The sequence below is a fragment of the Ensifer sp. genome, assembly GCF_031989085.1.
In the GTDB taxonomy this organism is placed as follows: Bacteria; Pseudomonadota; Alphaproteobacteria; order Rhizobiales; family Rhizobiaceae; genus Ensifer.
The window spans coordinates 809,231-823,028 of record NZ_DALZXU010000001.1 but is presented as its reverse complement, the minus strand read 5'-3'; the positions used below and the strand labels follow the sequence as shown (position 1 = coordinate 823,028).

Sequence of the window (13,798 nt, the reverse complement as noted above, 5' to 3'; positions counted from 1 at the left end):
GATCAGAACTTGACTTGCGGCACCGCGCGGTCCGCCTCGTTGGTAATCTCGAAATAGCCCGCCTTGACGAAGCGGAAGGCGTTGGCGATGAGGTTAGACGGAAAGCTCTCGACCTTGACGTTCAAGTCGCGCGCAGCACCGTTGTAGTAGCGGCGCGACATCTGGATCTCGCCCTCGATCGTCTCCAGCGAACGCTGCAGCTCGGCGAAATTCTCGTTCGCTTTCAGGTCCGGATAGGCTTCGGCAAGAGCAAAGAGCTTCCCAAGGGCCTGCGACAGGGCCCCTTCGGCGGCAGCCCGCCCCTCGACATCGCCCGATGGCACCGCCTGCGCGCGATTGCGCATCGCAATGACCTCCTCGAGCGTCGATTTTTCGTGGGCGGCATAGCCCTTCACGGTTTCGATCAGGTTGGGGATGAGGTCGGCGCGCCGCTTCAGTTGCACGTCGATGCCGGACCAGGCTTCCTCGGCCATCTGCCGCGCCTTGACGAGGCCGTTATAGACGAAAACCAGATACAGGATCACGGCGACGCCGATGGCCAGACCAATCATGGGATACCCTCCAAAAAAGCTCGGCAGAGACTACTGCATAACGTCTTAAACCGGAATCGATTTAAGGGCAAAATTATGCAGCAAGTCTAACGCGTTAAAGCGCCCTTATCCCGTCGCGCTCCATGCGTGGAGCGATAAACCGGCTCCTCGGCTCCAGCGCGCCTTATGCAGCATCCGGACAAAGAAGGACACCCCTTGCGACATACCGGCCAAAGGCTGTGAACGAACCGTTCACAGCGGGGGGCCATCTCGACGCCAAAACACACTCACTCCTGTTCCATCGGGAACGGCGAGGATCCGGGTGATCGGCGATAGTCGGGATATCGAATAACCCCGAAGACGAAGTGAAGACCATGAAAACGCTCGCAACCCTCACCAACGTCGTCGCTTTTTCAGCGCTGTTTGTTGCCTATGCGAGCCTCGGTTCGATCGAAAGACCCTCAGGCGTCCGCCGTGCGCTGCAGACCTATTCCAGCCAGTCTCAGGACAGCCCCTACCCCACACTGGAACAGATATCGAAGAAAAGCGGCTGCCCGCGCCAGGCCGCTGAAGCCTAGAGCGCCGTGCGCTGCCTTGAACGCACAAGGTGCGCTCTGGCACATTAAGTCTGGGGCACCTGCGTCGCCTGATTCCACTTGAGGCAGGTGCTATGACGTCAAGCCATCCGCATCAGGATTTCGCGCGCCGCTTCGTCAGCGCCGAGCGCGGTGACGTCCAGCTCGATCAGTTGGTCGCATTTGCCCTTCAACAGAACATGCCGGCTTCTCAGATCCATCAACACATCGGGATCGGTCAGCTTGTGTGCCTTGGAGCGACCAGCGCGCGTCAGCCGCTTCAGGTTCTCCTCCATAGAGCAGTCGAGAACGACGGCCACGAAGCGAGCGCCGCGATCGGCTGCCAGTGTCGCGTAGTCGTCGAAGGCCCGGCTGTCGAACTCGTCGTCCGACAGCGCATCGGTGAAGAGAAACGATTGCTGAGCCTCGGCCTGGCGAACATGGTCGAGGACCGCCGTCCTGACGGTCGCCCGCAGCGAGCGATAGAGCGGCGTGCCCCTCGCAAACAGCGCCTCGGCCGGATTGATCAGCGTGTGATTGTCCGCGAGCCTCGCGCCGAGATGTTCGGCGAGATGGCGCGCGATGGTGAGCTTTCCGGTGCCCGGCCAGCCATTGATGTGAACGATGCGGCTGGCTTGGTCGATGGTCAAGCGGCGTCCCGATTGAGGTTGGCGCCGCCGGCATCGGTCAACAGGAATGCCTCGCCGCAAGCCTTGGCCAGCGTGCGCACACGCAGGATGTAGCTCTGGCGCTCGGTCACCGAAATCACGCCGCGCGCATCGAGCAGGTTGAAGACGTGGCTCGCCTTGATGCACTGGTCATAGGCCGGGAAGACGCATTTGTGCAGGTGGCTGTTGTTGCCGTCACCCGGCGCGCCGGCTGCCAGAAGCGCCTGGCATTCCGTTTCCGCATCGATGAAGTGCTGATGCAGCATCGCTGTGTTGGCGTATTCGAAGTTGTAGCGGGAATATTCCTGTTCCGCCTGCAGGAAGACGTCGCCGTAACTGATCTTCTCGGCGCCTTCGCGGCCGTTGAAGTTCAGATCATAGACATTGTCGACGCCCTGGACATACATCGCCAGCCGCTCGAGACCATAGGTCAGCTCACCGGCAACCGGCGAGCACTCGATGCCGCAGACCGCCTGGAAATAGGTGAACTGCGACACTTCCATGCCGTCGCACCAGCATTCCCAACCAAGGCCCCAGGCGCCGAGCGTCGGACTTTCCCAATCGTCCTCGACGAAGCGAATGTCGTGCAGCAGCGGATCAAGGCCGATTGCCTCGAGCGAGCCGAGATAGAGTTCCTGCAGGTTCGATGGGTTCGGTTTCAGGATCACCTGATACTGATAATAATGCTGAAGGCGGTTCGGGTTCTCGCCATAGCGGCCGTCGGTCGGGCGGCGCGACGGCTGAACGTAGGCAGCCCGCCACGGACGGGGACCGAGCGCGCGCAGCGTCGTTGCCGGATGGAAGGTGCCGGCGCCGACTTCCATGTCGTAGGGCTGCAGCACGGCGCAACCCTTGTCGGCCCAATAATTGTGCAGCGTCAGGATCAGGGCCTGGAACGAGCGCTTGGGGTTCATGTGGTCGGGCAGCGAGGCGGTGGTCATGGGGAACGTCCGAATTCTTCACGAAATGAGAGCCGGACAGGTGCCACGACGGGCGACAGGGGTCAAGCGCCCAAGCCGATCTGCGTATAGGCAAAGATGCGCGAAAACCTCAGTCGTCGTCGCGCTTCAGCCGGTATTCGCCGGTCTCGGGATCCTTGACCAGGGTCCCGCTCGCGCCCGTCTGCTGTTCGCGGCGCGTCTGATCGCGCTGGCGAGTCAGTTTCTGTGCGTCCGCAATGAACTTGCGGTAGCCGATCCAAAGGACGAAGCCTGCGATCAGGAGCAGGATAAGCTGCGGCATTTTTCCTCTCTACTGCATATTCAAATGCTGAAGCCACATTTGCGCGCCTGACAAGACACGCGGCGCTGCAGACCCTTTGCGCCGGTCGCGCCTCAAAGTCCGAAGCGCGCCCACAATGCCCTTTCTTCTACTGCTTCTGCAAGACCCGCCATCGCGGAAGCAGCGAGCGGCGCGGCGATATCGCCGGAAATCGATGCGCCCGTCTGGCGGCGCCCGAAAAGACTGCGGGCTGGCTGGATCAGCTCGAGCCGCGCCTTCTCGCCGTAACGCTTCTTCACTTCGCCACGCAGATCGCCGAGACCGTCTATCAGACCGAGCTCCAATCCACGCCGCCCGGTCCAGAACAGGCCGGAAAAGACGTCGGGATGATCGGCCAGCAGCTGTCCGCGACGGGCCTTCACCATCTGGATGAAGGTATCGTGGATATCGAGCTGCAAGCTCTTCAGGAACTCGATGTCGCGTTCCTTCTCCGGCTGGAACGGATCGAGCATGACCTTGTTCTCGCCGGCGGTATAGACGCGCCTCTCGACGCCAATCTTCTTCAACAGCTCCGGGAAGCCGAAACCGCCGGAGACAACGCCGATGGAGCCGACGATCGAGGTCGGGTCGGCGATGATTTCGTCGCCGGCAAGCGCGATCATGTAGCCGCCGGATGCCGCCACGTCCTCGACGAAGATCAGCACGCGCTTCTTCTTTTCCTGAGCGAGGTCGCGGATACGCTGATAGATCAGCCGCGACTGCACCGGCGATCCGCCGGGCGAATTGATCGAGATCGCAACGGCCGGTGCGTCCTTGACGCCAAAGGCCTTTTCCAGAAGAGGCGCTGCCGAGGCGATATTGAGCGCCGGGCGAAACTGGCCGCCGCCGGCCATGATGGCACCGTGAAGGCGCACCACGGGGATCGCGATGCCATCCCGCCGAAAACGCTTCGGCATCAGCCTTTTGAAGAACCCGGCCATGTCAACTCCTGCAATACGAAACCGTGTGACTGCATGTATGCACTGACCGCCCAAACGCAATGCCGCATACGGTAAATCAGCGGCGTCGATAGGCCGCCCGCCCGTTGTTGAGGTCGTCGACATCAGCGGAAAAGCGGTGGGTTCCCTCCTCGTGCACGATCAATGGCGCGCGCAGCACCAGCCGCTTTCGGCTCTGCTTGATCGCGGTGACGAGGATGCGCACGGCATTCTCCCCGGCACGTGGATGCAGCGCCGTGATCTCGATGCCGCCGAAACGGCGGCGGCAGGCCGCAATGATGTCGGCGATCGATTCCGGCCGAGCGATCAGCGACAATTGCCCACCCGGCTTCATGATCGCGCCCGCCGTCTTGATCCAGATCTCGAAGAGGTCATCGCTCATCGCATGCGCCTCGGCCTTGAGGCTGTCGGGCGTGCGGCGGTCGGAGGCGTCGTTGAAGGGCGGGTTCATGATCACATGGTCGAAGGCATCGTCCGGCAGGCCGGCGGCGCGGCGCGCCCTGCCGGCAAGCGCGACATCGGCCTCGATCACGCTGAGGCGCGCGGCGAAACGTCCGTTTTCGGCAAGCGCCAGGCTTCGGCGCGCATAGGCCGCCATGGTGGGTGACCGTTCCACCAGCACGACCTCGGCCAGATCGAGCCGCGAGGCGACCGCCATGCCGGCAGCGCCCGCTCCGGCGCCCAGATCGGCGACGCGGCAGGCGCGGTCGGAGGCGACCAGGGAGGCTAGCAGCATCGCGTCCATGCCGGAGCGATGGCCCTGCCCCAGCGGCTGCACCACATGGAACCGGCCGCGGTGGAACGCATCCACCGTTTCAGTGGCGACTGGCGCCATCGGTTCTTCGCTCATGGCAGAGCGCCTGTCATGGACGGCAATGCGCCAGCAATCATGCCCTCAACTCCGCTTCCAGACCGGCCTCGACCAGGATGCGGCGGGCGGCTTCGGCATCGTCGTCCGACACCAGGAAACGGCGCGGCAACAGACCCAAGGATCCCTCGAGAATACTCATGCCCTGATCGGCGATCAGGCTGTTGATACCGGCGTCCTTCATCAGGCTCTCGACGAAAGAGAGCAGAACGACGTCGTTGGTGCGGATCAATTCCTTCATCCAGCGGTTTTTCCTGTCCTATTTCAGCAAGCGGGACAATTCGCCTCTTGCCGCACGTGCCCCCCCTTCCTATTGTCGAAAGCGACAATGAAAACAGGAGTCCCGGTGTTGGGCGTAGTGATACCGCTGGAAGACAGCAAAAACAAACAGGCGTCCGTCAAGCCGCTCGTTGATCTGACGTCTCCCGACATGGAACGCGTCAACCAGCTCATCCTGTCGCGGGCCGGTTCCGACGTCCAGATGATTCCTGAGGTTGCCAACCACCTGATCTCGTCGGGCGGCAAGCGCCTGCGCCCGATGCTGACGCTCGCTTCGGCGGCGATGTTCGGCTACGAGGGCGATGCCCACGTCAAGCTCGCCACCAGCGTCGAGTTCATGCACACGGCCACGCTTCTGCATGACGACGTTGTCGACGAGAGCGACCTGCGGCGCGGCAAATCCACCGCACGCACGATCTGGGGCAACCAGGCAAGCGTGCTCGTCGGCGACTTCCTGCTCGGCCAGGCCTTCCGCATGATGGTCGATGTCGGTTCGCTCGATGCGCTCGACGTGCTGTCGACCGCAGCCTCGGTCATCGCCGAGGGCGAGGTGCTGCAGCTTTCCGTCGCCAAAAACATGGAAACGACCGAGGACGACTATCTGCAGGTCATCCGCGCCAAGACGGCAGCGCTCTTTGCCGCTGCTGCCGAAGTCGGCCCGATCGTCGCCCAGACCAGCAAATCCGATCGCAACGCGCTGAAATCCTACGGCATGAATCTCGGCCTCGCCTTCCAGCTCGTCGACGACGTGCTCGACTATGGCGGCTCGGCCAGTGAGCTCGGCAAGAATGTCGGCGACGATTTCCGCGAGGGCAAGATCACCCTGCCGGTGATCCTGTCCTATCGCCGGGGTACGCCGGAAGACCGCGCCTTCTGGCGCGAGGCGATCGAAGGTGGCGACAGCAGCGACGCCAACCTCGAAAAGGCGCTCGGCCTGATCAAGCGCTACGGCGGCCTGAGCGACACCATTGCCCGGGCGCAGCATTATGGCACGATCGCGCGTGATGCCTTGGCGCCGCTTCCGGTTTCGCCGTGGAAATCGGCACTCACCGAGGTCATCGACTTCTGCATCGACCGGGTCAGCTGACCCGGTACGGCTGCCCGGCCCGAACACCCAAGAGGAATTTCTTGCCGCATTGCGCCAAAAAAGCCATTCTGTTCCTCAAGAGTTGTGCCGGGCAATACGTGGCTGATTCCAAAACAACCCTCAGTCGTGCGCAAGGCCGAGAGATCGGCTATGAAAGGTTTGACATGCGGCAAAAGACGATCCTGCGCCTTCTCTCCGGCGCTGCACTGATGGCTTTTGCCACGGTCGGCAGCAGCTACCAGGCTTTCGCCGAGGAAAAGGCCGCCGTCGAAGAGACCGAACCTTTCGACATCACGTCCGTCAACACTTTTTCCGGCGCGTTTCTCGCTGCCCGCACAGCTGATACCGATCGTGATTTTGCGACCGCCAACGAACTCTATCGCATCGCCCTGCAATTCGAACCCGGCAACAACGACGTCAAGCAGCGGCTGATGATCACGCTGCTGATGGCCGGCAAGTTCGACGAAGGCGCCAAGATCGCCGAGCAGCTGAAATCGGACCCCGCCGTCGAGCGTATTACCACCGTGATCCGCGCGATCGAGGCGATCCGCAAGCGCGAGTATCGCAACGCGCAGAAGCTTTTGAACTACGAAGGCCCCAACGATCTCGACCGGCTGATGAACGGTCTTTTGTCCGCATGGGCCAAGTTTGGCCAGGGCAAGCCCAAGGAAGCGCTGGCGGAGGTCAATGGACTTGATGGACCGGACTGGTTCCGCGTGTTCAAGAACTACCATGCCGGCGCGATTGCCATCGCCTCCGGCGACAAGACCACGGCGCGCGCCAAGCTCAACGACGCGATCCTCGATCGCGAAGGCGGCGCCGCCGCACCCGACACCTTCATGCGGGCAGTCGAGGCGCTTGCCCGCTTCGAAGCACGGGAAAACAACAAGCAGAAGGCGCTCGACACGATCGCCGTCGGCGAGAACATGGTCAACAACTACACGCCGCTCGAAGCGCTCAGGAAAAGCATCGAAACCGGCGTGCCGCAGGAGCAGCAGGTCAAGACCGCATCGCAAGGGGCGGCGGCCGTGCTCTTTTCCATCGGTGGTGCGCTCAACCGCGAGGGCGCCGAAGACATCGTCTCGCTCTACCTGCAGACGGCCCGCCGTCTCGACCCTGACAGTGCAGATATCCTGGTGATGCTCGCCGGCATCGCCGAGAACCTGAAGAAGCCGAAGGAAGCGATCGAGCTTTACCAGAGCGTGCCCGAGGCCTCGCCGATGCGCCGCCTGTCGGAGTTGCAGCTCGGCCTCAGCCTTGCCTCCATCGGCAAGGTCGATGAAGCCAAGAAGCACCTGAAGGCGCTGATCGACGTCGACCCGAAGAATATCCGCAACTATCTCGCCTATGGCAGCGTGCTTTCCGACGCCAAGGACTACAAGGAGATGGGCGAACTCTACGACCGGGCGGTTGACCAGATCGGTCCCGTGCCGAAGCGCAGCGACTGGACCGTGTTCTTCCAGCGCGGCATCGCCTATGAGCGCCAGAAGCTGTGGGAGAAGGCCGAGCCGAACTTCCGCAAGGCGCTGGAACTCAACCCGGACCAGCCGCAGGTGCTGAACTATCTCGGCTATTCCTGGGTCGACATGAACATCAACCTGGAAGAAGGCCTCGACATGATCCGCAAGGCGGTCGAGCTGAAGCCGGATGATGGCTACATCGTCGATTCGCTCGGCTGGGCCTATTTCCGCATGAACCGCTTCGACGATGCGGTGGTCGAGCTTGAGAAAGCCGCCGAGCTGATGGCTGGCGATCCGACCATCAACGATCATCTCGGTGATGCGTACTGGCGCGTCGGCCGCAAGCTCGAAGCGGTGTTCCAGTGGACGCAGACGCTTGAGCTGAAGCCCGAGGAAGCCGAGATCCCGAAGATCAAGGTCAAGATCGAAAACGGGCTGCCGGCGCTGAAGGAAGTCGTGCCGGCCTCTGCCAACGCCAAGGAGACGGCGCCGAAGAAGGTGACCCCGGAAGCGCCCGCGCCGGACAAGAAATCCTGATCGCAGCATGCTTCAAGGCGGGATTGCGGGCTTTGCGCTGACACGGGCGGCGCCCGCCAAGATCAATCTGGCACTGCATGTCGTCGGCCAACGGGCCGACGGCCATCATCTCCTCGAAAGCCTTGTCACTTTTGCTGATCGCGGCGACCGGATCGGTCTCGTTCCATCGAGCGAGGACAGGTTTACCCTGTCCGGCCATTTCGCCGCCGAACTGTCGGCACCCGTTGACGATCAGAGCGGCAACCTGGTGCTCAAGGCACGCGACCTGCTGCGACAGGTGCTGTCGGCGCAGGGCGTCGAAACGACGCCAGTCCATATCCACCTCGAAAAGAACCTGCCGATCGCCTCCGGCATCGGTGGCGGGTCCGCCGATGCGGCGGCGACCCTGCGCGGGCTCATCGACCTTTGGGACCTTCGGATCGAGCCGGCATCGCTCGCCGCCCTCGCACTCAAGCTCGGTGCCGATGTGCCTATGTGCCTCGACGGCCGACCGCTTGTCGCCAGGGGGATCGGCGAAGAGATCACCCCCACGCCGGACCTTCCTTCCTTCCCGATCGTGCTGGTCAATCCGCGCGTCGCCGTGTCGACGCCGGTGATCTTTCGGATGCTGGAAAACAAGAGCAACCCGCCGCTTGTCGTTCCGGCAGTCCGTGGATCTACCGTGGACTGGCTGGCAGCCCTGGCCGGGATGCGCAACGATCTGGAGCCGCCCGCCCGCCAGTTGCAGCCTGTCATCGCCGACGTATCCGGGGCGCTGGCCGCAAGCGGAGCGGCTCTGGTGCGCATGTCCGGTTCGGGTGCCACCTGCTTTGGTCTGTTCGACAGCGACGAGCGCGCTTCGCGTGCAGCGCACGCGCTTTCTGCTGCGCATCCCGAATGGTACGTTCTTTCGGCAAGGACAAGAGGCAGAGCCAACAGATGACCGGAACCAAAGACGACCGCCCTTTCATTCCCGTCGGCATCGCCATCCTGACGGTCTCCGACACGCGCACGCTTGCCGACGACAAGTCCGGAGACACGCTGCAAGCCAGGGTGCTGGACACCGGCCACCGCCTCCAGGCGCGCGCCATCGTGCCCGATGACAGGAAAGCGATCCACGATCAGGTGGAAGCCTGGACGCTCGACGCCGCGATCGATGTGGTGATCACGACGGGCGGGACCGGCTTTACCGGCCGCGACGTCACGCCGGAGGCGCTGGAGCCGCTGTTCGAAAAGCGCATGGATGGCTTCTCCGAAGTTTTCCATCGGATTTCCTACGACAAGATCGGCACTTCGACGATCCAGTCGCGCGCGACCGGTGGCGTCGCCAACGCCACCTTCATCTTCGTCTTGCCGGGCTCGCCCGGCGCCTGCAGGGATGCATGGGACGGTATCCTCAGGCAGCAGCTCGACTACCGGCACATGCCGTGCAACTTCGTCGAGATCATGCCGCGCCTCTCCGAGCATTTGAAACGCGGCTGATCCTTACGGCAGCGACGCGACCGGCGACCGCCTGTTCCCTGGGGAACTGCCAGGCTGGCTGCTACCTGGTAAACCTTTTTTCGTCAGCTCGCATTGAAGGATCGCAAAGAGACCCGAGCAAGTCCTTCGACCGGAGCAAAGACGAGCCCATCGCTGATGTCCCCCAAGCGATGGGAACATAACCATACGACGCGCGGCTCGCCCGGTCGCTCGGACAGGTATTTGCTAACAAGGATATTTGGTAGCCGCCTGGAGGTGCCGTCCGCTGGACAGGCACCTTTTTTGTTGGCTGCAGCCCAATCTTCAGGCGCTCTGCCTGCTGTCGACGGCAACCCAGGCAGGGACGAGTTCGGTCGAAAGTTTTCGCACCGCGCGAATATTGGTCATCTCGCTCAGCTGCATTTTTCCGCGTGCAACGGCAAGCGCGTCGCCCTTGCGCAGCAGGAAGCCCGCCTCCAGAGGCTTGCCGCGCCGCGCCAGACGATGCAGCAACGGCTTGCGGTGCAGCCGCGACGGTGAAAAACGCGCCGGGCTCTTGTGCAGCGAGACATATTCGACGAGTTCGTCCACCCAGCGCCCGATCGGCCGGGCACCGGGCTCGAGCAGCATCAGCCACTCGCCGCGCGCAGAGCGCACGATCTCACCCAGATCCCAATCGACGCAGAAGCGGCACCCGGCCGCATCCGCCACATGCGCGGAACCGTCGCTCGAGCCGTGATCGAGGATGATGACGTCGCTGACCAGACCCTCCACGGCGCCAGCCACGAGCACCGACAGCGTCTGTGCCAGTTCCGTCTCGTTGTCGCGCGTTTCCATGATGATCGTCAGCATCGCTTTTCCTACCGCATTGCAGCGTAGATTGCTACAGCGACGTCAGCGCCCTTCCCTCTCCCCCCGATAACGCGCGCAATCGGTGTTTTCAGCTCCAGTGTTTTTGTTCTTGAATTGTTCCCTTAATCGCGATAGGAAAATAATCAGAACAAAACGGGATCAAAACTCCAGAGATCCCTCGGAGATTCCGATGAACGAGCTGTCTGAAATCAGGCAGGGGGCTCTAGCCCCCGCCAACACGGCAGAGGTCGCCGAAGCCATGATGAGCGGGAACGGTCTCAGGATCGATGTCGACCGGCGCCGTGGGCGCGGTGCCGGGCTCAATATATCCGGCCGCTTCGAACCGCAGGCGCGTGAAGCTTTCGATGATGGTTGGGAGAGCCTCGAAGACCTTCCGCCCTTCAAGACCGAAGTGCAGGTGGAAAAACCGCGTTCGGTGATCAGCCGCAACGATTCTCCCGATATTTCATTCGATCGCTCGATCAACCCTTATCGCGGCTGCGAGCATGGATGCATCTATTGTTTTGCCCGTCCGACGCACGCCTTCATGGGGCTCTCGGCAGGCCTTGATTTCGAGGCGAAGCTCTTTGCCAAGCCCGACGCGCCGCGCCTCCTTGAGCGCGAGCTTGCCCGCTCGGACTACAAGGTACGGCCGATCGCGATCGGCACCAACACCGATCCCTATCAGCCGATCGAGAAGGAGTGGCGGATCATGCGCCAGATCCTCGAGGTGCTGCAGGCCGCCAACCATCCGGTCATGATCGTGACCAAGTCTGCGATGGTGACGCGCGACATCGATATCTTGGCGCCGATGGCGGAAAAAGGCCTTGCGCGGGTCGGCATTTCCGTGACGACGCTCGACCGGAAGCTGGCGCGCACCATGGAACCGCGCGCTTCGACCCCTTCCAAGCGCCTGGAAGCGATGAGTTCGCTCTCGCAAGCCGGCATCCCGACGGGCGTCCTGGTCTCGCCGATCATTCCGGCACTGAACGACCATGAGATCGAGAGGGTTCTGGAAGCGTCCCGCTCGGCAGGTGCTCAGGAGGCGACATATGTGCTGCTGCGCTTGCCGCTCGAAGTCAGCCCGCTCTTTCGCGACTGGCTGCTGCGGAACTATCCGGACCGCTATCGCCACGTGATGTCGCTGATCCGCTCGATGCGCGGCGGCAAGGACTACGACGCTGAGTTCGGCAAGCGGATGAAGGGAGCCGGCCCCTATGCCTGGCAGATTGGCCGACGGTTCGAGCTTGCCGCCAAACGCCTTGGGCTCAACCTCAACCGCCGGCAGTTGCGTGACGACATCTTCGTTCCGCCGCTCGGGACCGGAGTCCAGCTTTCGCTGCTTTAGGAGAGGTGTGAAGTGATTTTCCGCCCAGGGAGGCAAAGAGCAATGAGTTGGATTGCTTTTGCGCTTCCATTGGAACTGGAAACGCTCTGGTGGCATCGGGTTTTGCGTATGCCGCTGGACGCAGGACGTGTTGAGAGAGGGCGTGCAAGAACGTGACATGACGGGCGGACAGTGACTGTCTCGACCATCCCTCGGTCGTTGGACCGGACACCGGCAATTGCCGGTGCTGGCGCGATGGCCGGGTTCCTGGACCGACGGCTGCCACGATGTCGCCAGGCAGCGGCGCCAAACAATGCAGGTACAGGCCGTCATGGTCGTCGCCTGACGGCAAATCTGAATTCCGGCGTCTCCCTCGTGCCTCGGGACGGCGCTGGCATACCCCCCGACTGCTGCCGCACTCAGATCGGGGGACTTGAAGAGAATCGGTCGATCATGCGAGTTTCGCCGCATGTCACATCGCAGATCGACCGATTCTCCCCTTTTCCCGGAAATTGTCCTTGAGCCGGATTTCAGCTTCGAACTGGCGGCCCGCAAGGATGGGGCCTGGCCCGTCGCAGGTGCCGACGAAGCCGGACGCGGACCGCTTGCAGGCCCGGTCGTCGCTGCCGCTGTCATCCTCGACCCCGATGCCATCCCGCAGGGCCTGAATGACAGCAAGAAGCTGAGCGCCGCCTCGCGCGAAAAACTGTTCGACGAGATCCTGGCGACCGCCACCGTTTCCATCGCTTCGTCGTCCGCCGCAACCATCGATACCATCGACATTCGCAAGGCGAGCCTTGAGGCCATGCGCAAGGCCGTCGACGGCCTGTCTGTAACGCCGCGTTTCGTGCTGGTCGATGGCCGCGACGTACCACCCGGCCTTGGCTGCCACGCCAAGGCCGTGGTCAAGGGCGACGCCCGTTCGCTGTCGATCGCGGCCGCGTCAATCGTCGCCAAAGTGACGCGCGACCGGATGATGGAACGGGCCGACCTCGCGCATCCCGGATACGGCTTTGCCGTCCATGCCGGCTATTCGACCGTAGTGCACCGCAAGGCGATCGATGCCAAAGGCCCCTGCCCGCTGCATCGCATGAGCTTTCGCCCACTACGCAAGGATTGACGGGCGGCGTGCCACCGAATGGTGATGCGCGCCGTTGTCACCACTACGGCGGCAGTTTGCCGTCCGTGCCGGTTAGACAACCTTGGCGCATTGCGACGCGATCAACGCCTGAGGAAAGCTGGCCGCTGCCCCGCATGTGCTTCCATCGGCTGCAGAAGGATTGACGGGCGTCAGGCGACACCGTGCGCGCCGATATCGCCCGCCGCGGCGACGATTTGCCGTCCATGCCGGTGAGGTAAACCTGACGCATTGCGGGGCTATTAACACCAAAGGAACCCACCTGCCGCATCGCACGCCCTTTCGCCCACTGCGCAAGGATTAACGGGTAACAGGCGGCTCGCTACCGCATGATGCTGCGCGCCAAGTTCGCCTACCGCGGCAGCGATTGGCGCGCACTGCAGATACGCGACAGTGGCACATTGCACGGCGCTCGATGCCACGGGCTCTGCCATTAGCGCTGCATGAGCTTCCGGCCGCTGCGCAAGGATTGGCGGGCGACATCAGCAAAGCCGGGCCAGCGTCTCTCCCACCAATCGCCGCCGGACGCGAGCACAGCCCAGCGCAAGCCTGCATGCGGCGTTGCCGCAAGGCACCGTGACGCGTGATGCCGCGGCCGCCCTTAACCGTTGCGGTCAAGCGGCCCCAAAGGCTGCATCATCGCTCATCTGCGCGCAAGGCGATCGGGGACGCGCCAAGGGATCTTCGGTGCCGCGGCAGCGCGCGGATAAACGCCACCCTCGCACAGTCTAGAGGGAAAGCTCGCCGCTTGCGCCCGGATTGGTCTTTCGCGCGTGCGCCGGTGTCGTATCGCCAGTCTGGGTCGGAGGTGAGTTGGC

At 62.7% G+C, this 13,798-nt stretch carries 15 protein-coding genes; 7 read left to right on the top strand and 8 right to left on the bottom strand.

Annotation, left to right across the window (positions count from 1 at the left end):
• Nucleotides 1–2 precede the first annotated feature (2 nt).
• Complete coding sequence (locus tag RTP54_RS03965) at nucleotides 3–551, bottom strand: LemA family protein (RefSeq protein WP_312361172.1); 549 nt, start codon at nucleotides 549–551, stop codon at nucleotides 3–5.
• Between the two features lie 353 nt (nucleotides 552–904).
• Between RTP54_RS03965 and RTP54_RS03960 the strand changes: the two genes are divergently transcribed.
• Entirely contained in the window at nucleotides 905–1,108 is a 204-nt protein-coding gene (locus RTP54_RS03960; RefSeq protein WP_112808647.1) for a hypothetical protein, read from the top strand.
• Nucleotides 1,109–1,206: 98 nt separating this feature from the next.
• On the opposite strand, the gene RTP54_RS03955 is transcribed toward RTP54_RS03960, so the two are convergent.
• The 6 genes from RTP54_RS03955 to RTP54_RS03930 form a co-directional block, all read right to left on the bottom strand.
• Complete coding sequence (locus RTP54_RS03955; RefSeq protein ID WP_312361169.1) at nucleotides 1,207–1,755, bottom strand: AAA family ATPase; 549 nt, start codon at nucleotides 1,753–1,755, stop codon at nucleotides 1,207–1,209.
• Entirely contained in the window at nucleotides 1,752–2,714 is a 963-nt protein-coding gene (locus RTP54_RS03950) for a glycine--tRNA ligase subunit alpha (RefSeq protein ID WP_112808651.1), read from the bottom strand. The genes RTP54_RS03955 and RTP54_RS03950 overlap by 4 nt, the downstream gene beginning before the upstream one ends.
• A 109-nt stretch (nucleotides 2,715–2,823) precedes the next feature.
• Complete coding sequence (locus RTP54_RS03945; protein WP_112808653.1) at nucleotides 2,824–3,015, bottom strand: hypothetical protein; 192 nt, start codon at nucleotides 3,013–3,015, stop codon at nucleotides 2,824–2,826.
• Nucleotides 3,016–3,107: 92 nt separating this feature from the next.
• Entirely contained in the window at nucleotides 3,108–3,974 is an 867-nt protein-coding gene (locus RTP54_RS03940; protein ID WP_112816780.1) for a S49 family peptidase, read from the bottom strand.
• A 76-nt stretch (nucleotides 3,975–4,050) separates the two neighbouring features.
• On the bottom strand, nucleotides 4,051–4,842 hold the full coding sequence (locus tag RTP54_RS03935) for a methyltransferase (RefSeq protein WP_312361163.1): 792 nt from the start codon (nucleotides 4,840–4,842) through the stop codon (nucleotides 4,051–4,053).
• A 37-nt stretch (nucleotides 4,843–4,879) separates the two neighbouring features.
• Nucleotides 4,880–5,101: a DUF2007 domain-containing protein gene (locus tag RTP54_RS03930; protein WP_112808657.1), complete on the bottom strand. Its 222-nt coding sequence runs from the start codon at nucleotides 5,099–5,101 to the stop codon at nucleotides 4,880–4,882.
• A gap of 108 nt (nucleotides 5,102–5,209) precedes the next feature.
• On the opposite strand from RTP54_RS03930, the gene RTP54_RS03925 reads away from it, so the two are divergent.
• The 4 genes from RTP54_RS03925 to moaB all read left to right on the top strand — a co-directional run bounded on the left by RTP54_RS03925 (nucleotide 5,210) and on the right by moaB (nucleotide 9,684).
• On the top strand, nucleotides 5,210–6,226 hold the full coding sequence (locus RTP54_RS03925) for a polyprenyl synthetase family protein (protein ID WP_112808659.1): 1,017 nt from the start codon (nucleotides 5,210–5,212) through the stop codon (nucleotides 6,224–6,226).
• A gap of 164 nt (nucleotides 6,227–6,390) precedes the next feature.
• Nucleotides 6,391–8,223 (top strand): tetratricopeptide repeat protein, encoded by a 1,833-nt coding sequence (locus tag RTP54_RS03920; RefSeq protein WP_312361158.1) that lies wholly within the window; start codon nucleotides 6,391–6,393, stop codon nucleotides 8,221–8,223.
• A gap of 7 nt (nucleotides 8,224–8,230) precedes the next feature.
• The gene (locus tag RTP54_RS03915; protein WP_312361155.1) at nucleotides 8,231–9,145 is read left to right on the top strand and encodes a 4-(cytidine 5'-diphospho)-2-C-methyl-D-erythritol kinase; all 915 of its coding nucleotides are present in this window, start codon (nucleotides 8,231–8,233) and stop codon (nucleotides 9,143–9,145) included.
• Nucleotides 9,142–9,684, top strand: coding sequence for a molybdenum cofactor biosynthesis protein B (moaB, locus tag RTP54_RS03910; RefSeq protein WP_312361153.1), 543 nt, complete (start codon nucleotides 9,142–9,144; stop codon nucleotides 9,682–9,684). The genes RTP54_RS03915 and moaB overlap by 4 nt, the downstream gene beginning before the upstream one ends.
• 303 nt (nucleotides 9,685–9,987) lie before the next feature.
• Here moaB and RTP54_RS03905 read toward each other — a convergent pair whose 3' ends face one another.
• A complete protein-coding gene (locus RTP54_RS03905; RefSeq protein ID WP_112808667.1) occupies nucleotides 9,988–10,515 on the bottom strand; it encodes a glycosyl transferase in 528 nt (175 codons plus the stop codon).
• A 190-nt stretch (nucleotides 10,516–10,705) separates the two neighbouring features.
• On the opposite strand from RTP54_RS03905, the gene RTP54_RS03900 reads away from it, so the two are divergent.
• Both RTP54_RS03900 and RTP54_RS03895 read left to right on the top strand, forming a co-directional pair.
• A complete protein-coding gene (locus tag RTP54_RS03900) occupies nucleotides 10,706–11,863 on the top strand; it encodes a PA0069 family radical SAM protein (protein WP_112808669.1) in 1,158 nt (385 codons plus the stop codon).
• 448 nt (nucleotides 11,864–12,311) lie between these two features.
• Nucleotides 12,312–12,962 carry a ribonuclease HII gene (locus RTP54_RS03895; RefSeq protein ID WP_312361149.1) on the top strand — a complete coding sequence of 217 codons (651 nt, stop codon included), beginning with the start codon at nucleotides 12,312–12,314 and terminating at the stop codon, nucleotides 12,960–12,962.
• Nucleotides 12,963–13,798: the final 836 nt, after the last annotated feature.